We start from the raw sequence: 17,825 nt of genomic DNA, 5'->3' as shown, positions 1-17,825 counted from the left end.
GACCGGTGAACCCAACTGACCAGCGAACGGTAAGACCGAAATCTGCACGCTCTGCGGCGGCTTGAATGCTCGTTGAGTAGTACTGGACCCTCTGGCTGAGCCAGTGGTTCCTGATTCGGCTATCATGCGCCGCTTTCGAGTCATTGAGATTAATCCTCGAGTATAGGGTGCGTTGGCCGTCTGGCCGGTGCGCCGTGCCGATGCCTTGCGTCGAGGTGTCGATGAGCGTCCTGTGGAGAAGATTCGGTGAATACCCTGTTTATGCATTGCCGCCCCGGTTTCGAAGGCGAAGTCTGCTCGGAGATCAGCGAGCATGCCGCGCGTCTGGCAGTATCCGGCTATGCCAAGGCCAAGCCCAACGCGGCCTGCGCCGAGTTCGTCTGCACCGTGCCCGACGGTGCCGAGCGCTTGATGAACGGTGTGCGCTTCACCGACCTGATTTTTCCACGGCAGTGGGCCAGGGGCGTGTTCCTCGACCTGCCGGAGAGCGACCGTATCAGTGTCATCCTCGAGCATATGTCTGAATTCGCGACCTGCGGCAGCCTCTGGCTGGAAGTGGTCGACACCAACGACGGCAAGGAACTGTCGACCTTTTGCCGAAAATTCGAAGGCCCGCTGCGCAAAGCCCTGGAAAAGGCCGGCAAGCTGGTGGATAACGCCAGCCTGCCGCGTCTGTTGCTGACCTTCAAAAGCGGCCGGGAAGTGTTTCTGGGGCTGGCCGATGCCGATAATTCCGCCATGTGGCCAATGGGCATTCCGCGGCTGAAATTTCCCCGCGAGGCGCCCAGCCGGTCGACCCTGAAGCTTGAGGAAGCCTGGCACCATTTCATCCCGCGCGATCAGTGGGACGAGCGTCTGTCGGGTGACATGACCGGCGTGGATCTGGGTGCAGCGCCAGGCGGCTGGACGTATCAACTGGTCCGGCGCGGCATGCTGGTGACGGCGATCGACAACGGCCCGATGGCCGAGAGCCTGATGGACACCGGCCTGGTCCAGCACCTGATGGCTGACGGCTTCACCTACAAACCACGCCAGTCGGTGGACTGGATGGTCTGCGACATCGTCGAAAAGCCCGCGCGCAATGCCGCCTTGCTGGAAACCTGGCTGGGCGAAGGCCTCTGCCGCGAGGCGGTGGTCAACCTGAAGCTGCCGATGAAGCAGCGCTATGCCGAGGTTCGGCGCCTGCTCGAGCGTATCGAAGAAGGCTTCAAAGCGCGCGGTGTCAGGGTGTCGATCGGCTGCAAACAGCTGTATCACGACCGCGAAGAGGTGACGTGTCACCTGCGTCGGCTGGACATCAAGCGCGCCAGCTGAGCGAGGCTATGAGCGCCGCCAGCGTGTGTCGCTGGCAGCAAGCCCGCCGGGCGCGTTGTCCAGGCAGAGGTTTTTTCCACGATCAATCAGGCGGCAGTGCAAAGCCGGGAGTGGACATCAAAGTGCAGAAGGAACAATCGCAACGAGCGTCGGTGCTGCAGCATGTCAGCCTCAATGTGCGTCGCTTGCGGCACGCAGCGGACCTCAGCCAGACCGCGCTCGCCGAGCGCTCCGGTGTCAGCCGGCGCATGCTTGTCGCGATCGAGGCGGGCGAGAAGAATGTCAGTCTGGCGACGCTTGACCGTGTCGCCGAAGCGCTGGATGTGGCGTTCAGCGATCTGATTCAGGCGCCGGACGACCGCGATCCCAGCCGGATCAACGAAGTTGCCTGGGCGGGTGCGCATCCCGAGAGCACCGCTGTGTTGCTGGCCAAAGCCGTCGCGCGCCGGGAGGTCGAGCTGTGGGAGTTCAGCCTGATGCCGGGCGAAACTTATCGCTCCGAAGCCGACCCTGAGGGCTGGAGTGAACAGGTCTATGTGATCGAGGGCTGCCTGACCGTCGTTTTGCCCGGCACGTCACGCCTCGTGTCGGCAGGGGAATTCTTCATGTTTGCCAGCAACCAGCCCCACGCCTATCGCAACGACGGCGACGCCAAGCTGCGTTTTGTCCGGAACGTGGTGCTGTAGACCGCCATGCGCCGCGCCGCTATCGCTCCGACCGGCTCTGCACTGCTGCTCCAGCAACAGCCCTTCAACAGATTGCGCGTGTTTCGTACAGCCAACCCTGCCTCGATCCCGGCATGGGTCGTGCTCTGCATCCTTCATACCGCAACGGACCCGAGCGGTCCTGTTTGAATCCATCCGCACGCTGGCCATAATCAGGCGTGCGCGCCACCGTGGCGAAAACAAGGCGAGAAGCAATGACCTCTGATAACAGTCGACCCCACGCGGATGTGCTCATCGTCGGCGGCGGCCTGAGCGGCACCCTGCTGGCCGTGCAACTGCTGCGTTTGCCGGGGCAGCGCCGAATCGTGATCATCGAATCGCGCAGCGAGCTGGGGCGTGGCGAGGCCTACAGTGCCACGGAACTGGGACACACCCTCAACGGCAATGCGGCGCGCATGAGCGTCGACCCCGATAACGCCGAAGACCTGACGCAATGGCTGAGTGAGTACATCGCGGCGGGCGGTTGGCCCGAGTCCGACGAGCAGCATGTGCCCATCGCGGAGCTGTTCCCGCCGCGCGGAACCTTTGGCCTTTACGTGCAGCAGCGTCTGGCCGAGGCGCAGGCGATCGGTGCTGCGGCTGGCTCGTCCGTCGCGCATGTGCGTGGCGAGGTGACGGACCTGCAGACCGATGAAGCCGGCGTGCGTGCAACCCTTGCGGACGGCCGCACCGTGACCGCTCGCTTCGGGGTGCTGGCAACCGGCATGTTCGCCGCCGCACGCACGCCACAGCGCGACTCCAACGCGTTGAACGCGGCCGCGGTCGATCCCTGGGACGTTGCCGCCATGACGCAACTTGACCGGCAGGGGCGAGTGCTGATCATCGGTTCCGGACTGACGATGGTCGATGCCGTGGTTTCCCTGGAGCAAGCCGGGCATCGAGGCCCGATCGACGTGTTCTCCCGCCATGGCCTGCTGCCTCACGTGCGCCGCCAGCCTCCGGCGTGGCCGGACTTTCTGGCGGCCGATCACAGTATTCGCAGCACTCGGCAGCTGGTTCGGGCGCTGCGCGAGCAGTGTCGACTGGCGATCGAACAAGGCATTGACTGGCAAGCACCGCTCGACACGGTGCGGGTGCATATTCCCCGGCTCTGGAGTCAGGCGACTGACGTTCAGCGGCGTCAGTTCGTACGCCATGTCCGGCCTTGGTGGGAAAGTCATCACCACCGTTCTCCGCCGCCCAGTGCAAAGCTGATCGAGCGGCTGCTGCAAACGGGGCGTCTGCGCGTGCATGCCGCCACGCTGCAGGGGGTCGAGGAGGCCCCGCCGGGGCAGGTGCAGATTCGCGTGCGTTATCGCGGCGAGCCAGCGTCGCGTATCGAAAGCGGCGCGGCCCTGATCAACTCAACGGGCATCCAGTATGACTGGCGCCGGGTGGATCGCGCCTTGCCGCGACGGTTGCTTGAGCGCGGACTGATCCAGCCGGGGCCGCTGGCATTGGGCATCGCCGCCGATGCGGGCGGCGCCGTACTGGACGCCCAGGGCCAGGTCTCTGCGCGGCTGTTCGCCATGGGCCCGCCGTTACGTGGCATGTGGTGGGAAAGCACTGCTGTCACCGACGTCGCGTTGCAAGCCAAGGCCCTGGCTGCGCGTCTGGTGGCGCTCCGGGCCTGAAGCTGGCGACCAGGATGCGCAACCCGCTGGCGATGAGCGGGTTGCGCATTGCTTCAGGCGACGACCTCGAGCCGCTTCGCGATTTGTGTCGACTCCGACACAAATCGCAGTGTTTGCTCTAAAGCGCTGTCCGAACGAGCCGACAGCCCGTGATCGAACCGGTAAAACCGTGTGACTGCGGCAGGGACCGAAGCGATTACATCAGGGCTATGGAGGCATGCATTCATGTTGAGCTTGAGTTTCAGAAATCCCGCCGAAGGTGCGGCGTTGGTGCAGCAGACTGTCGCCCAGACCCCGCAAAGCCTCGAAGACGTTCCGGACAGCAACAGCGCCGCCGAGCAGGTGCGTCGGGGCATTGAAGTCCTGTTGTCGCCCGAGGCGCAAAAGGCGGCGAAATCAGGTGACAAAAACGCCGACATCGATGCCAGCCATCTGCCTGACCGGATCAAGGAGCAGCTCAAGCTGATTCGCTCGATCCAGGAGCGTATCGCCAAGCGCATGCAGGACATGCAGGCCTTCATGAACGACCGCTCGCTTTCGCCCCGCGCGCGGGAAGGCAAGATCCGTCAATTGCAGATGGAAATCATGGCCATGACCAACTCGCTCATCCAGGCCACCAACGAACTCAATCAGGCCATGCAGCAGATGAAACTGTCCTTGGCCGATCGCACACTGGCAGGCACGCTGGTAAGCCCGCAAAACCTTCAATCCTGATCCGGCAGACGCGCTATGTGCCGAAAGCTGGCCGTCGTCGAGGGCGCAGGCGCGCTGTGTCGCGCAGGTGGCATCAGACCGACAGTTGCATCATCCGGTCGCCCTGCAACTGTTCGCCGGGCCGGCGTTTGTTCACCGCCAGCTCACCGATCTTGATCAGCCGCGCGCGGATGACGTTGCGGCTCAGGCCCAGCAACTGTGCCGTATGAACCTGGTTGTAATGGCTGAAACGATAGGCCGCACGCAGCAGCGCGTCTTCGACCTTCTCGTGCAGGGCGCCGGCCTGCTCCTCGAACAGCTTCTGAAACGCGCGGGCGAGGAGTGCTTCGGTTGAATCGTCGACTGCTGGAGACGATTCTTCCTGACGCTCCAGACGCAGGTTGGACAGACGCAGATCATCGGCCTGAATCACGCCGTTGCGGCAGATCAGCAGCGTGTGATGAATGACGTTTTCCAGCTCGCGAATGTTCCCCGGCCAACCGTAGCTGCGCAGCTTCTGCTCGGCATTCGGGCTGATCTGAATCGGCCCGCAGCCCAGACGCTGGCTGTAGACCTCGATGAAATGCCGACTCAGCGGCATGATGTCGCCAGGCCGTTCACGCAAGGTGCTCAGCTGCAGGTTCACCACGTTCAGGCGGTAGAACAGGTCCTCTCTAAAGTGTCCGGCGTTGATCGCACGTTCCAGCTGCACGTTGGTCGCTGCCAGAACGCGGACGTTGATCGGCGTGCTTTTGCGCGAACCCAGGCGAACCACTTCACGCTCTTGCAGGACGCGCAGCAGCTTGACCTGAATGGCCAGCGGCAGATCGCCGATTTCATCGAGAAACAGCGTGCCGCCGTTGGCTTCCTCGAACCAGCCGGCTTTGGCGGTCAGGGCGCCGGTGAAGGCGCCTTTCTCGTGCCCGAACAGTTCGGCCTCTACCAGCGATTCGGAAAACGCACCGCAGTTCACGGCCACGAAAGGTTGATGCTTGCGGCTGCTGAGGTTGTGGATGTGGCGCGCGACCAACTCCTTGCCCGTGCCGGTTTCGCCAATGATCAGCACGCTCGCGTCGCTGGGCGCCACTTGCTGAATGTGCGCCAGCAGCGCCTGGGATCTGGGGTCTTCGAACACCTGCGCGGTGGCGCGGATCGACGTAGCCAGGGCGGGCGAGGGCGGTAAGGTCAGTAGCTGCATGGGGATCACTTGTGGTTGAAACGGTACGCTGGCGGTCATCCGGGAACTCCTTGTCGCCGAGGGGCAAGCCCATGGCCTGAGCGTCATGCTTGCGCCCGGCTAACGGGTCTGTCCTGCAGGGGTGAGCCTGCTCGCGTCAGCGAGGGTCACTGGGTGCACGGGTGCATTCAGATCGCTGGGGCGAGCACGCTCACCCCTGCAACGGGGCGGCGATGTCACTTACTTCTGCGGCGGCAGATCGTTGGCGATCATCTCGCCGAACGGGCCGGTCAGATTGGTAATGCCGCGACCGGCGAGGCTGCGATACGGCTCGGGCAGCAACGGGAAGACCAGCTCGGCAAAGCGGTAGGCCTCCTCCAGGTGCGGGTAGCCCGAGAAAATGAAGCTTTCGATGCCCAGATCGGCGTATTCCTTGATCCGTTCGGCCACTTCCTGCGGATTACCCACCAGCGCCGTGCCCGCACCGCCGCGCACCAGGCCGACACCGGCCCACAGGTTCGGGGCAATCTCCAGGTTGTCGCGCCGACCGTCATGCAGCGCGGCCATGCGGCGCTGGCCTTCAGAGTCGAAGCGGGCGAAGGATTTCTGCGCCGCCGCGATGGTTTCGTCGCTGATGTGTTCGATCAGCGTGTCGGCGGCTTTCCACGCCTCTTCGCTGGTTTCGCGCACGATCACGTGCAGACGGATGCCGAATTTGACGGTGCGTCCGTTTCGCGCCGCGCGCTCGCGGATGTCAGCCAGTTTTTCGGCAACGGCCGCAGGCGGCTCGCCCCAAGTCAGGTACACGTCGACCTGTTCGGCGGCGAGCTCATGGGCGGCTTGCGACGAGCCCCCGAAATACAGCGGCGGATAGGGTTTCTGGATTGGCGGGTACAGCGCCTTGGCGTTCTGCACTTTCAGGTGCTTGCCCTCGAAGTCCACCGCTTCGCCTTGCAGGACGCGGCGCCAGATCTTGAGGAATTCGTCGGTCACCTCGTAGCGTTCGCTGTGGTCGAGGAAGCTGCCGTCGCCGCGATTTTCGTCAGGGTCGCCGCCGGTCACCACGTTGATCAGAAGGCGGCCGCCCGACAGGCGATCCAGTGTCGCCGCCATGCGCGCCGAGACGGTCGGGGAAATGATCCCCGGGCGAATCGCCACCAGGTAACGCAGGCGTTCAGTCAGCGGCACCAGCGCCGAGGCGATCACCCAGGAGTCTTCGCAGGAGCGACCGGTCGGGATCAGCACGCCGTGGTAACCCAGATCGTCGGCCGCTTGGGCGACCTGTTTCAGGTAGTTGAGCGTGACAGGGCGCGCACCTTTGGTGGTGCCCAGAAAATGGCCGTCGCCGTGTGTCGGTAGAAACCAGAAAACATCCATGAGAAATCCTTCGAGCAGAATCGGTGGCTTGTGACGAGTGCACCCGTTATAAAGGCTTCGATTTATTCCGTAAAAGAACTGAATTCCATATTTTTATAACCGATAGAGATATGCCCTGTTTGTTTGGATCTGAGAGGGCAGACGCGCGCGCGTGAGCGGCGAAGAATTCTCTGGAAGCGCGTTTGCCCGCGCATGCGATTTACCCGGACCGCTGCGTCGTCTGACCCACCTCTTCGCGGGCAAGCGCGCTCCTGCAAGGTTCCGCGCCACATGAGCGGTCTGGACACCCATAACTTACGCGCAAAAAAACAGGCGCCGCAGCGCCTGTGAAGGAGAGTACCGACACGCTGATCGTCAGAAAATCTGCGTGAAAAACCAATACAGACCGCCCGAGAGCAGGATCGCCGCCGGCAGCGTCAGCACCCAGGCCATCGCCAGGTTGCGCAGCGTGCGCATCTGCAGCCCGGAGCCGTTGGCGGTCATGCTGCCCGCCACGCCGGAGGACAGCACGTGAGTCGTCGATACTGGCAGCCCGTACATATCCGCCGCGCCGATCGTTAGCATCGCCACGACCTCTGCCGATGCGCCTTGGGCGTAGGTCATGTGGGTCTTGCCGATCTTCTCGCCGACGGTGACGACGATGCGTTTCCAGCCGACCATGGTGCCCAGACCCAGCGCGATGGCGACCGAAATTTTCACCCACAGCGGAATGAAGCGGGTGGCGTTGTCGATCTGCTGCTTGAACAGCTGCACCTTCCCTTGAGTATCGGCGTCGAAGTTGCCCACCTTGTTCTTGTCCATCACGCGGATGGCCTCGGAGGTCAGGTACATGTCGTTGCGCACGTTGGCAGTCGCTTCCGCCGGGACCTTGGACAGCGAGCCGTAGCTCGCGACCTGATCGCCGATCTTGCCCGCCATGACCGCCAGCGCCGGAATCAGCTCGGGCGTCGCCTGCTTGTCGCGGATGTAGGTGGACAACGTCTGGCGTGAGTCGGCCGGAGCGGGCAGCGGCGCGGTTTTGATCAGCGCCTGCTGAGTCACCTGCGCCACCGCCGCAAACTGCACGGACTCATCGGCCGGCATCGCGCGGTTCAGGGCGTAAGCCATCGGCAGCGTGCCGACGAGAATCAGCATGATCAGGCCCATGCCTTTCTGGCCGTCGTTGGAGCCGTGGGCGAAAGACACGCCGGTGCAGGTGAGAATCAGCAGTCCGCGGATCCACAGCGGTGGCGGCGTGGCGCCTTCCGGTGCTTTATACAGCGCCCGGTTCTTCACGAACGCGCGCAAGGCCAGCAGCAGCAACGCGGCGCAGGTGAAGCCAACCAGCGGCGACAGCAGCAGCGAATAGCCGATCTTGGTGGCCTGGCTCCAGTCCACGCCGCTGGTCCCGTCACGGCCGTGCATCAGCGCGTTGGCAACGCCCACGCCAATGATCGAGCCGATCAGTGTGTGCGATGAGGACGCCGGCAGGCCCAGCCACCAGGTGCCGAGGTTCCACAGGATCGCCGCGATCAGCAGGGCGAAGATCATCGCGTAGCCCGCTGACGAGCCGACCTGCAGGATCAGCTCCACCGGCAGCAGGGCGATGATGCCGAACGCCACCGCGCCGCTTGAGAACAGCACCCCGAGAAAGTTGAAGGTCCCGGACCAGAGCACCGCGAAGTTCGGCGGCAGCGAATGGGTGTAAATCACCGTCGCGACCGCGTTGGCGGTGTCATGGAAGCCGTTGACGAACTCGAAGCCCAGCGCGATGACCAACGCCACGCCGAGTAGAATGAACGGTGTCCAGGTCAGCACCACAGTGCCCAGCTCGTCCATGTCCTGCTTGAGACTGAAGCCGGTGTAAAGCAATCCCAGGCCGAGTATGGCGAAGAAAATCACCACTGTCAGAACGCCGGGCTTGCGCCCGAAGGTAGAACTCAGCCCGGCGCCCTGTTGCAGAGAGCCTTGAGCCAGTGTCGGGGTTGCCATGATTTGCGATCCTGTCGAGATGGGATGGCATCCATGATCATTTCACAATGTGACAAAGATGCGACGTGGATCACGAAATGCCCGGCGACGGCAGCGGTCTGTCCGATTTTTGTTGGACGTATTGGTCTGGGCGCGTGATGCAAGTTGGGAGATCAATGTTAATTAATCGCTATTGCATCTATCGCGAAAGAATATAATCGTTTGTCGACCCTGTCCCGTTATCGGAGGCGGTTAATTAACGTTGCCACTACTGTAGAAACTATGGGGTTATCTGATGTTTATCGGCAATGGACTGATGACATGGACGTTATAAACGCTACAAGGCTGGAGGCTTCTGATCTCCTTACTGGCTGCATTCGATCCGGATGCTGTGTTGCCTAGGGCGTCGCCGGTAAGTGACGGTCAATACGTTGCCACTCGTCCATGGAAGACACAGGAGGTGCATATGATAATTGATACGTCTGGATAAATTAAAGGCTCGGTTCTAATCTCTTATATATAAGTTTATATCAAGGAATACGATAATGAGCGCAGATGATAACGGCCGCGTATGAATCATCCTCACTTAACCCGTACCGCAGCGAAGGGGAAGATTTCGCTGAAGCAGCCGATCCAGATGATTATGTACGGGTACCATCACGATGTTCACCACTATTTTTTTTTGGCTTGTCAGTAAAGCTGGCGAGACCTGTTCAACCCCCGTGAATAATATAACCTTTGAGGTCGAGGATAAACTTTGGCAAACCTTCCTCTCTAATAAGCAAAGATTTAAAGGCAACGTTTCGTCAGGTGACACGGTAACCGTAATGTTTCACGGGTCGGCCTCAGGGGCTCAATACCCTCATACGGGTGAGACGTACGTAATCGAGTAGCTCAACCACGCGCCCATGTGGCTATTCGGCCTCATGTAGTGCTCAAAAACCACCTGGCTTCCCGGCTCTTGCAGAACTGAGCCGGGTCGTTAGTGCGATCTCGCCTCGCGCCACTCATTTGTTCCAGCTCCTGGAAACGGCCAGCACCGGCAATTGAGTTGTATCAACGGGGGATTGGCTTTTTCTAATTGGCTATTGAAATCATCGCGAATCGTTATAACCATTCGTCCATCATGAGGGAGAATCGCAACTGTGGTTTAGCTGAACAGGCTAACGTGTCATTGAGGCACCGTCCTCACTTAACAATCAATGATGTCACTCGCTAAGGAATGCAATCATGGCCGATACTGGTAAAGCTAAAATCATTTATGATCATCCCTCCGTGAAAGATAAAGCCCCGGGGGCAACTATTAAAACGACGGATAAATTTGTTGTCCAGGCATTCTCTGAAGAGACTCAGATACACCTGTATCTGGTTTGTCTGATTCGAGCGGATGGTCGCCCTGCCACAACCAATCCGGAACTCCTTGTGGGACCGGCCTCGCCCGATCCGGAGGAACCGCTACTGTCCCAGGAACTCCGTTTGGAAGCGGGTCTCACGTCTGGCGAAGAAGTCACCGCTTTTTTTAATTATATTTTGAATGGCAAAGAGCATATGGATGACTCAGAGGTTAAAGCGCTTAAGGATGCATTCAAGAAGCATGTCCAAGAGGGTAAGAGCGTGAAGGACTTTGCAAAGGGGAACAAATTTGAGGGGGATAAATATCGCGTAGGGTCATGATTATCCTCAGCTCAGGCCAAGGTTCATACTGATTGAGGCGTCATGCTCATCACTGCTCTGTATCGGGTATGCGCCGCTAAGTTGACTCTGGCCTGATAATCGCCCGGCTTGGTAGACACCTCTCTTCAAGCCGGGTGATCAGGGTTCTTCAACGATATCCTTTCAATAATCACGGCTTTTACGAAATGCCCAGCGCCCGGCGATAAACGTAAAGGTCGCTACCAGGGCCACCAGCACCCAGAACCCATGGGGATCACTGGCCAGTGGAATCCCCCCGACATTCATCCCGAAGAAACCAGCCACGATGTTGATGGGCAACGCCAGCACCGTGACGACCGTCAGTGTGAACAGCGTGCGGCTGCTTTGTTCGTTGAGGTTGGCGGCGATTTCTTCTTGCAGCAATTTGATCCGTTCGCCAAGGGCGGTGAGGTCGCTGATCACCAGGGCCGATTCCTCGGTGGATTGCCGCAACTCCTGCAAATCTTCTTCCATCAGCCACTGTGGCGGACGGTGCAACAGGCGCATCAGCGAGCCCGGCTCCAGGGCCAGCAGGCGCTGCAAGCGCACCAGTACGCGGCGCATGGCACCCAGCTCGGTGCGATTGTTACTCAAGCGCTGGGAGAGCAGTTGGTCTTCGATCTTGTCGACGCTGATGCTGGTCTTGCGCATGAACTGCGCCAGCACTTCGCTTTGATCGCGCAGCAGATGCGCCAGCAGTTCGAGGGGCGAGCGAAAGGTTTCCCCCTGTTTGACCGACGATCGCAGTCTGTCCACCGAACGCAACGGGTGGTGCCGCGCGGAGATCATCAGGTTGCTGCGCACGCACACCCACAACGTGGCGATGTCGGTGGAGACGCGATTGAAATCGAAGACCACGTCGTTGACCACGGCCAGAAGGGCGGAGTCGACGTGTTCGATACGGGTCGACCTCGAACCCTCATGCAGCGCCTCGAGGAATTCGTCCGGCAACTCCAGATGGGTCTTCAACCAGCGTTCACAGCTGGCGTGGGCGAGGTTCAAGTGCAGCCAGACGAACTCGCCCGGCTCGCTGGGATTGTGCAGAAACTCAAGCGCCGTAGCTGAGTCGACCTCACGGCCGGGCTCGTCCGGTCTGAAACGAAAACCATACAGCAGACCGAAAATGTCAGAGTCCTGATGACGGGCAATGCTTGGATTCATGCGGGCTCGCAGACGAGTAGTGCCCAACGGGCAGCAGGGTCGAAAGCTGCATCATCGCAAGGGGTTTTGACAGGTTTGTGACAGTTTGTAAGGGGTTGTGGCTGTTCGTGGGAGCGTGGCTTGTGCTGCGATAGGCGACGAAGTTGTCGTCAGCCCATACGCCGCGGTGCGTCAGGCAGCCACCGGTGTCGCCATCAACGCCGGGTTCCCCGCCGATCGCGGGACAAGCCACGCTCCCACAGGTGGCCGCTAGACCATCGACAGTTGCTTCTTGCGCAGCGGCGCCGGCCAGGACGAGTCGATCAACAGCTCATCCTCGATGCTCAGGTCGATCTGCGCCGCCTCGGCATTGAGTCGAAGATGGAGCGGGTCGACGGCTTTCGGGATGGCGATCACGCCGTCCTGACGCAACACCCACGCCAGGCTGATCTGGGCGGGGGTGGCGTCATGGCGATCGGCGACTTCGAGGATGGCCGGGTTGGACAGCAAATCCCCGGCCTGTCCGATCGGGCAGTAAGCCATCAGCGGCATCGCGACGTTCTGCATCCACGGCAACAGGTCGTATTCGATGCCACGCTCTTGCGGGTTATAGAGCACCTGATTGGTGGCGCAGGCGGCGTTGTTCAGATCGAGAAGGTCGGAGACGTCGAAATTGGAAACGCCCCAGCGCCCGATCTTGCCTGCCTCACGCAGACGTTCGAACGCTTCGACGGTTTCTTCCAGCGGGTAGGAGCCCGGCCAGTGCAGCAGGTAAAGATCGATGAAGTCGGTCTTCATGCGTTGCAGGCTGCGCTCGCATGCGGCGGGGATGCCGTTGCGACTGGCGTTGTGTGGATAGACCTTGCTCACCAGCACGACCTGGTCACGCTTGCCGGCGATGGCTTGGCCGACGACTTCTTCGGCGCCGCCTTCACCATACATTTCGGCGGTGTCGATCAGCGTCAGGCCCAGATCGATACCGGTTTGCAGGGCCTCCACTTCGGCTTGTCGCTGATGGCGATCTTCGCCCATTCGCCAGGTGCCCTGACCGATGACGGGAACGGTTTTGTCTGCCAGTTGAAGCGTGCGCATGGGAGGCCTCGTGCCGATGATGACTGCATGTGTATAGAGAACTCAGGCAGTGCAGGCGGGCAGGGGTTCAATCTCAAGCACGTGACGACCGACGCATTCCCGGCTAAAGCCGGTCCTACGAGAAGCATGCGATGTCACAGCGTGCACGCGATCCCGTTGAATGCATGCAGCCAACAGGACCGGCTTCAGCCGGGAAGAGGCCGGTGTGAACGCCACCGATGTTGCGGTGCGACGACCGACGCGTTCCCGGCTAAAGCCGGTCCCACGAGAAGCATGCGATGTCACAGCGTGCACGCGATCCCGTTGAATGCATGCAGCCAACAGGACCGGCTTCAGCCGGGAAGAGGCCGGTGTGAACGCCACCGATGTTGCGGTGCGACGACCGACGCGTTACCGGCTAAAGCCGGTCCTGTGGTGGGTTTGGCGGCCAGTGTCACGGGTTACACATCATTTATGGGTGTTCTCCCATCCGCCGCCGAGGGCCAGGAACAGGTCGACCTGACTCATGGCAACCTGCGTGTTGGCCGCAGCCAGCTGCGCGGTGACATCGGTGTAGGTACGCGTTGCCTGCAGGTCGGCGAGGAAGGACTCACGGCCGGCAAGGAAGAAACGGTGGGTCTGATCTGCTGCCTGACGCGCCGACTCTTCCGCCTCGGCCAGCGCGTCGCGGCGCTCCAGCAGCGAGGTGTATTGCGACAGACCGGTCTGTGCTTCGCGAATGGCGTTGAGCACCACGCCGTCGAAATGCGCGAGCGCGGCCTGATTCGACGCTTCGGCCATGTGAATGCGCGCGCGGGCGCCGTTGGACGGGATGGTCCAGTTGATCACGCCGCCAAAGCCCCAGCGGTTGGTCGATGGATCGCCCAGTTCGTCGAGAATACCGACAGTGCCCACCGTCGCGCCGATGCTGATGTCCGGGTACAACTCGCCGGTGGCCACGCCGATGGCCGCGGTGGACATCGCCAGCCGGCGCTCGGCCTGACGCACATCAGGGCGACGCTTGAGCAGGGCGGCGCCATCGCCGACCGGCATGACCTGCGCGATATGAGGCAGCTCTGCGCACTCGGACACGCCTTTGGGCAGTTGATCGAGCGGCCGCGCGAGCAGCATCGACAGGCGATACAGGCCAGCCTGTCGCGCCGCCTGATAACGCGGCAGTTCGGCACGCAGGGATTTGAACTGGGTCTGCGAGCGGGTCACCTGGGTTTCATCGCCACGTCCGGCGTCGCGCAGGCGCTGGGTCAGATTGACGCTCTGCTGCTGAAGATCCAGCGAATGCAGGGCGATATCGCGTTCTTCGTTGGCGGCGCAGATTTGCGTGTACGACCGCACGACATCGGCCACCAGCGTGATACGCGCAGTGTCGGCAGCGGCCTGCGCCGCGTCGGTGTTGGCTTGCGCGGCTTCGATACCGCGTTGCAGCACGCCGAACAGGTCGAACTGATAAGACGTGGTCAGCCCCACGTCACCGATGTTCGCCACTGGCACCTTCTCGGGCAGCAGGAACGCTTGCCCGGCTTCCTGCAGGCGTTGCGCGCCGGCCTTGGCGGAGTTCGTGAAACCGCCGGCCTCCTGCGCTTCGTTGGTCTGATAGCGCGCCCGCTGCAGGTTCGCCGCGGCCACGCGTAAATCGGTACTGGACGCCAGCGCCTGACTGACCAGCGCGTCAAGTCGGGAGTCGTTGTACAACTTCCACCAGTCGGCCGGCACGGGCGCCGACACCACATTCGCCGATTCGCCGGCCAGGTCGCCCTGCAGATCGGCGCGATTGACCGCCGCGTCTTTGGGCAACTGGTAATCCGGACCGACCACGGTACAGGCCGACAGCAATAAGCCCAGGCCCGCTGTCAGCAGGCGCGCGCTGTGTTTCATTTGCTCGCTCCATTATCGGTGGACGGCCCATGGCCGACGGCGGGAGAACTGGCTGGCGCGTCAGTGCTGCGGGCGCCCACTGCGTCGCCGTCGGCATCGATGATCGACACGGTGGCGGTACGCCCGGCAATCATGCGGAAATCTGCCGGCACTTCATCGAAGGCAATGCGCACCGGAATCCGTTGCGCCAGACGCACCCAGCTGAACGCCGGATTGACGTTGGGCAGCAGGTTGGAGCCGCTGCTGCGGTCGCGGTCTTCGATACCGGCGACGATGCTCACGACGTGACCACGCAGGCGGGCGTTGTCGCCGATCACCCGGATGTCGACGCCGGAACCGATGTGAATTCCGTCCAGCTTGGTCTCTTCGAAGTAACCGTCGATGTGGAACGAGTTGCTGTCCACCACCGAGAGCACCGGACGCCCTGCGCTGACGAACTCGCGGTCACGTGGCGCGCGGTCGTTCAGGTAGCCGTCGACGGGGCTGCGTATGACCGAACGATCCAGGTTCAGCTGCGCCGAATCGACCGCCACTTGCGCCTCGTTCAGCGCCGACAACGCTCGGGCTTCCCGGGACTGGCTTTCTTCCAGTTGCTCGCGCGCAACCAGGTTGCCCAGGCCGCGGTTACGCTTGTTCTCGCGCTGCGCCTGTTCCCAGGTTTCCTTGCGCTCGGCCACGGTGGCCTGAGCCTGACGCAGCGCCAGGCGGAAGCGGTCCTGGTCGATGGTGAACAGCAACTGGCCTTTCTTCACGGGCTGGTTGTCGCTGACCGCGACCTTTTCGATCAGCCCGGACACGTCCGGCGCGATCTGGATCACGTCGGCGCGGATATGACCGTCCCGGGTCCAGGGCGCGTACATGTAATACATCACCATGCGCCAGACGACGACGGCGGCGAGAATGACGACCAGCAGGGTCAGGACCACACGGCCCAGAGTCAGCAGAGGTTTTTTCATTTCATCAGGTATCGACTGAGGGTATCCACGACGCCGAGCAGCAAAGCGTATAGACCGACGTTGAACAAAGCCCGGTGCCAGACCAGGCGGTAGAAGTGGGCACGCGACAGCAAGGCGTGGACCACCAGAAAAATCACATAAGCGATGCCCATCAGCACCAGAAACGTGGGCAGGAAAATCCCGCTGATATCCAGATCACCGATCACAGTGGCGCTCCATCGATGCCATACGGCGGTTGTTCTTCCTGCTCGGCAAGCACGTCGACGATCTCCACACCCGGCAACAGCGCCAGGCGCAAGCCGCTGAGCGCGTGCAGCAGGTGCAGACGCGACTCGTCATCGCCCATCCATTCGTGACTCAGCGAGCGGCGAGCGCGGTCCATGGTCATCAACAGACCCTTGGGCGCAGGCAAACGCTCGCGCGCCTTGAGACAGGCCCGGAAATAGCCGCCGACCTCGGTGGCGACCTGACGCAGCAACTGGCGTGGCACGGCGTTGACCCGAGGCATGTAGGCCAGCAGGTCGAGCATGTTCAATGCCACTCGCACTTCGCGCAGGGCGACCGTGGTGTCCTGCGCGGTGATCGCCAGACGCGGCAGGTGCTGCATCAGGCGGTCCAGCATGCGCACGCCCATTTGCCGGTGTTCGGCCAGGGTGGCTTCTTCGCTGAGCGAAACGATGTCGCCCCAGCTGAAACGGGTCAGGCGCTTGGCCGCCACCTCGGTGCCGAACGGCCGGACGATCAGGGTCCAGACAAATGCAAACGCGAGTCCCACCGGCCCGGCCAGGTTGGAGTTGACGAAGTTGAGGAAGTCCGCGTCGTAGGCGCTTTGAATGCTGATGAACGATGAGGTGTTGACGATCGTCAGCAGCGTGCCGAGGTAGAACTTCGGCTGCACCGTGAGCGTGCCCACGCAGATGAACGGCACTGCGAACGCCAGCACCAGCATCGGAAAGTCATGCAGGTTGGGCAGCACCGCGAACAGGTACAGACTGGCGAAGATCACCGACATCATCGTCCAGAAAAAGAAGCGATAGATCTGCGGCGCCGGGTCGTCCATGGCCGCGAAGAAGCTGCAGGACACCGCCGCCAGCGCAACCGCGCTCGCGCCATCCTGCCAGCCGAGCAGAATCCACAGCACCGAAGCGACGAGAATGGCGCTGACCGAGGTGGCGACCGAATACAGCATCATGCCGCGGTCCAGGAACGGCGACAGGCGCCCCAGCCGCCAATGCCGGTACACCGCGCGCCAGGGTGTGTGATCGTCGGTGCGAATGGCGTGTTGCAGCGTGCGGCAGTCCTGCCACAGGTCGATCCACTCGCGCAGCCGGTAGAGCGCGTTGGACAGCAGCAACTGGCGGCGATCGTCGAGCTGGGCGGCGGTGGGTTGCAGCCGATCAAGCTCATCGTGCAGCGCCTGCCAGTAGTGGATCGGCGCGCCGTCGACGGTTTTCTCCACCCAGTCGCGGCATTCGATCAGCAAGGGGGCGAGATCGGCCACCAGCTCAGGGGTGCGACGTTCCAGCGCCCAGAGCGCATCGTCCAGGGCGTCGATCACCGGTAGCAGGTGGATCATCCGGCCGCGCAGCTCCTTGGCGTTTCGTAGCGTCTGGCGGTGAGTACCTTCATACGGCAGCTGGCCGATCATCAGCTCCAGGCTGTTGAACGTCGCCACCATGGACGTGCGCAGGCCGCCCACTGCTTCGGGCGTAGCACTGCGTGACAGAAACAGGTCGCTGTAGGTCGAGGCGTCCTTGAACCACTTGCCCATGGAGTCGACCAGCACCGGCGCCAGACGGCGCGGCCAGAACATCGCACCGACCACCGCCGCGCAGACGATGCCGAGCAGGATTTCTTCGGTGCGCGACACCGCGATGTCGAAGACCGCCTGAGGGTTGTCGACCACCGGAAACGAGATCAGCGGCATGGTGTAGCCGGCCAGCATCAGCGCGTAGCTGTTGGCCGTGCGCAGGTGCAGCGACAGGAAGAGCAGGGTGCCGGTCCACAGCGCGATGACCAGTGCCAGCAGAAAGGGCGTCTGCACGAACAGCGGCACGATCAGCACCGACGCGGCCGCGCCGAGAAAGGTGCCGGCGGCGCGGTACAGCGCCTTGGAACTGGTGGGCGCGACGAACGGGCTGGAGACGATGTACACCGTTGCCATCGCCCAGTAAGGACGCGGCAGTTCGAAGATGAGCGCGATGTACAGCGCGAGCATCGACGC

General features: G+C 62.0%; 14 protein-coding genes. 5 read left to right on the top strand and 9 right to left on the bottom strand.

Annotated features, from left to right (window positions below):
• The first annotated feature begins 246 nt into the window (after window positions 1-246).
• The 4 genes from rlmM to AAGQ88_RS18025 all read left to right on the top strand — a co-directional run bounded on the left by rlmM (window position 247) and on the right by AAGQ88_RS18025 (window position 4,366).
• Window positions 247-1,314 carry a 23S rRNA (cytidine(2498)-2'-O)-methyltransferase RlmM gene (gene rlmM / locus AAGQ88_RS18040; protein WP_342653151.1) on the top strand — a complete coding sequence of 356 codons (1,068 nt, stop codon included), beginning with the start codon at window positions 247-249 and terminating at the stop codon, window positions 1,312-1,314.
• 122 nt (window positions 1,315-1,436) lie between these two features.
• Window positions 1,437-2,000 carry an XRE family transcriptional regulator gene (locus AAGQ88_RS18035; protein ID WP_342653150.1) on the top strand — a complete coding sequence of 188 codons (564 nt, stop codon included), beginning with the start codon at window positions 1,437-1,439 and terminating at the stop codon, window positions 1,998-2,000.
• A gap of 233 nt (window positions 2,001-2,233) precedes the next feature.
• The gene (locus AAGQ88_RS18030; RefSeq protein ID WP_342653149.1) at window positions 2,234-3,652 is read left to right on the top strand and encodes an FAD/NAD(P)-binding protein; all 1,419 of its coding nucleotides are present in this window, start codon (window positions 2,234-2,236) and stop codon (window positions 3,650-3,652) included.
• Window positions 3,653-3,877: 225 nt separating this feature from the next.
• Complete coding sequence (locus AAGQ88_RS18025) at window positions 3,878-4,366, top strand: hypothetical protein (RefSeq protein ID WP_342653148.1); 489 nt, start codon at window positions 3,878-3,880, stop codon at window positions 4,364-4,366.
• 73 nt (window positions 4,367-4,439) lie between these two features.
• On the opposite strand, the gene AAGQ88_RS18020 is transcribed toward AAGQ88_RS18025, so the two are convergent.
• The 3 genes from AAGQ88_RS18020 to AAGQ88_RS18010 all read right to left on the bottom strand — a co-directional run bounded on the left by AAGQ88_RS18020 (window position 4,440) and on the right by AAGQ88_RS18010 (window position 8,870).
• Complete coding sequence (locus AAGQ88_RS18020; protein WP_342655837.1) at window positions 4,440-5,543, bottom strand: sigma-54 dependent transcriptional regulator; 1,104 nt, start codon at window positions 5,541-5,543, stop codon at window positions 4,440-4,442.
• Between the two features lie 219 nt (window positions 5,544-5,762).
• On the bottom strand, window positions 5,763-6,899 hold the full coding sequence (gene ssuD / locus AAGQ88_RS18015) for an FMNH2-dependent alkanesulfonate monooxygenase (RefSeq protein ID WP_093459402.1): 1,137 nt from the start codon (window positions 6,897-6,899) through the stop codon (window positions 5,763-5,765).
• 354 nt (window positions 6,900-7,253) lie between these two features.
• On the bottom strand, window positions 7,254-8,870 hold the full coding sequence (locus AAGQ88_RS18010; RefSeq protein ID WP_093459401.1) for an inorganic phosphate transporter: 1,617 nt from the start codon (window positions 8,868-8,870) through the stop codon (window positions 7,254-7,256).
• Between the two features lie 1,209 nt (window positions 8,871-10,079).
• Between AAGQ88_RS18010 and AAGQ88_RS18005 the strand changes: the two genes are divergently transcribed.
• Window positions 10,080-10,523 carry a hypothetical protein gene (locus AAGQ88_RS18005; RefSeq protein WP_342653147.1) on the top strand — a complete coding sequence of 148 codons (444 nt, stop codon included), beginning with the start codon at window positions 10,080-10,082 and terminating at the stop codon, window positions 10,521-10,523.
• A gap of 162 nt (window positions 10,524-10,685) precedes the next feature.
• Here AAGQ88_RS18005 and AAGQ88_RS18000 read toward each other — a convergent pair whose 3' ends face one another.
• The 6 genes from AAGQ88_RS18000 to AAGQ88_RS17975 all read right to left on the bottom strand — a co-directional run bounded on the left by AAGQ88_RS18000 (window position 10,686) and on the right by AAGQ88_RS17975 (window position 17,819).
• Window positions 10,686-11,702 carry a transporter gene (locus tag AAGQ88_RS18000; RefSeq protein ID WP_342653146.1) on the bottom strand — a complete coding sequence of 339 codons (1,017 nt, stop codon included), beginning with the start codon at window positions 11,700-11,702 and terminating at the stop codon, window positions 10,686-10,688.
• Between the two features lie 249 nt (window positions 11,703-11,951).
• A complete protein-coding gene (locus tag AAGQ88_RS17995; RefSeq protein WP_342653145.1) occupies window positions 11,952-12,773 on the bottom strand; it encodes an aldo/keto reductase in 822 nt (273 codons plus the stop codon).
• A gap of 447 nt (window positions 12,774-13,220) precedes the next feature.
• Window positions 13,221-14,645 carry an efflux transporter outer membrane subunit gene (locus tag AAGQ88_RS17990; RefSeq protein WP_342653144.1) on the bottom strand — a complete coding sequence of 475 codons (1,425 nt, stop codon included), beginning with the start codon at window positions 14,643-14,645 and terminating at the stop codon, window positions 13,221-13,223.
• Complete coding sequence (locus tag AAGQ88_RS17985) at window positions 14,642-15,601, bottom strand: HlyD family secretion protein (RefSeq protein WP_342653143.1); 960 nt, start codon at window positions 15,599-15,601, stop codon at window positions 14,642-14,644. Before AAGQ88_RS17985 ends, AAGQ88_RS17990 begins: the two co-directional genes overlap by 4 nt.
• Complete coding sequence (locus tag AAGQ88_RS17980; protein WP_093459396.1) at window positions 15,598-15,807, bottom strand: DUF1656 domain-containing protein; 210 nt, start codon at window positions 15,805-15,807, stop codon at window positions 15,598-15,600. Before AAGQ88_RS17980 ends, AAGQ88_RS17985 begins: the two co-directional genes overlap by 4 nt.
• Window positions 15,804-17,819 (bottom strand): FUSC family protein, encoded by a 2,016-nt coding sequence (locus AAGQ88_RS17975; RefSeq protein WP_342655836.1) that lies wholly within the window; start codon window positions 17,817-17,819, stop codon window positions 15,804-15,806. The genes AAGQ88_RS17980 and AAGQ88_RS17975 overlap by 4 nt, the downstream gene beginning before the upstream one ends.
• Window positions 17,820-17,825 lie beyond the last annotated feature (6 nt).

The sequence above is a fragment of the Pseudomonas sp. F3-2 genome, from assembly GCF_038804275.1.
GTDB lineage: Bacteria > Pseudomonadota > Gammaproteobacteria > Pseudomonadales > Pseudomonadaceae > Aquipseudomonas.
The sequence above is the reverse complement of the archived record's forward strand: the minus strand, read 5'-3'. Positions and strand labels throughout refer to the sequence as shown.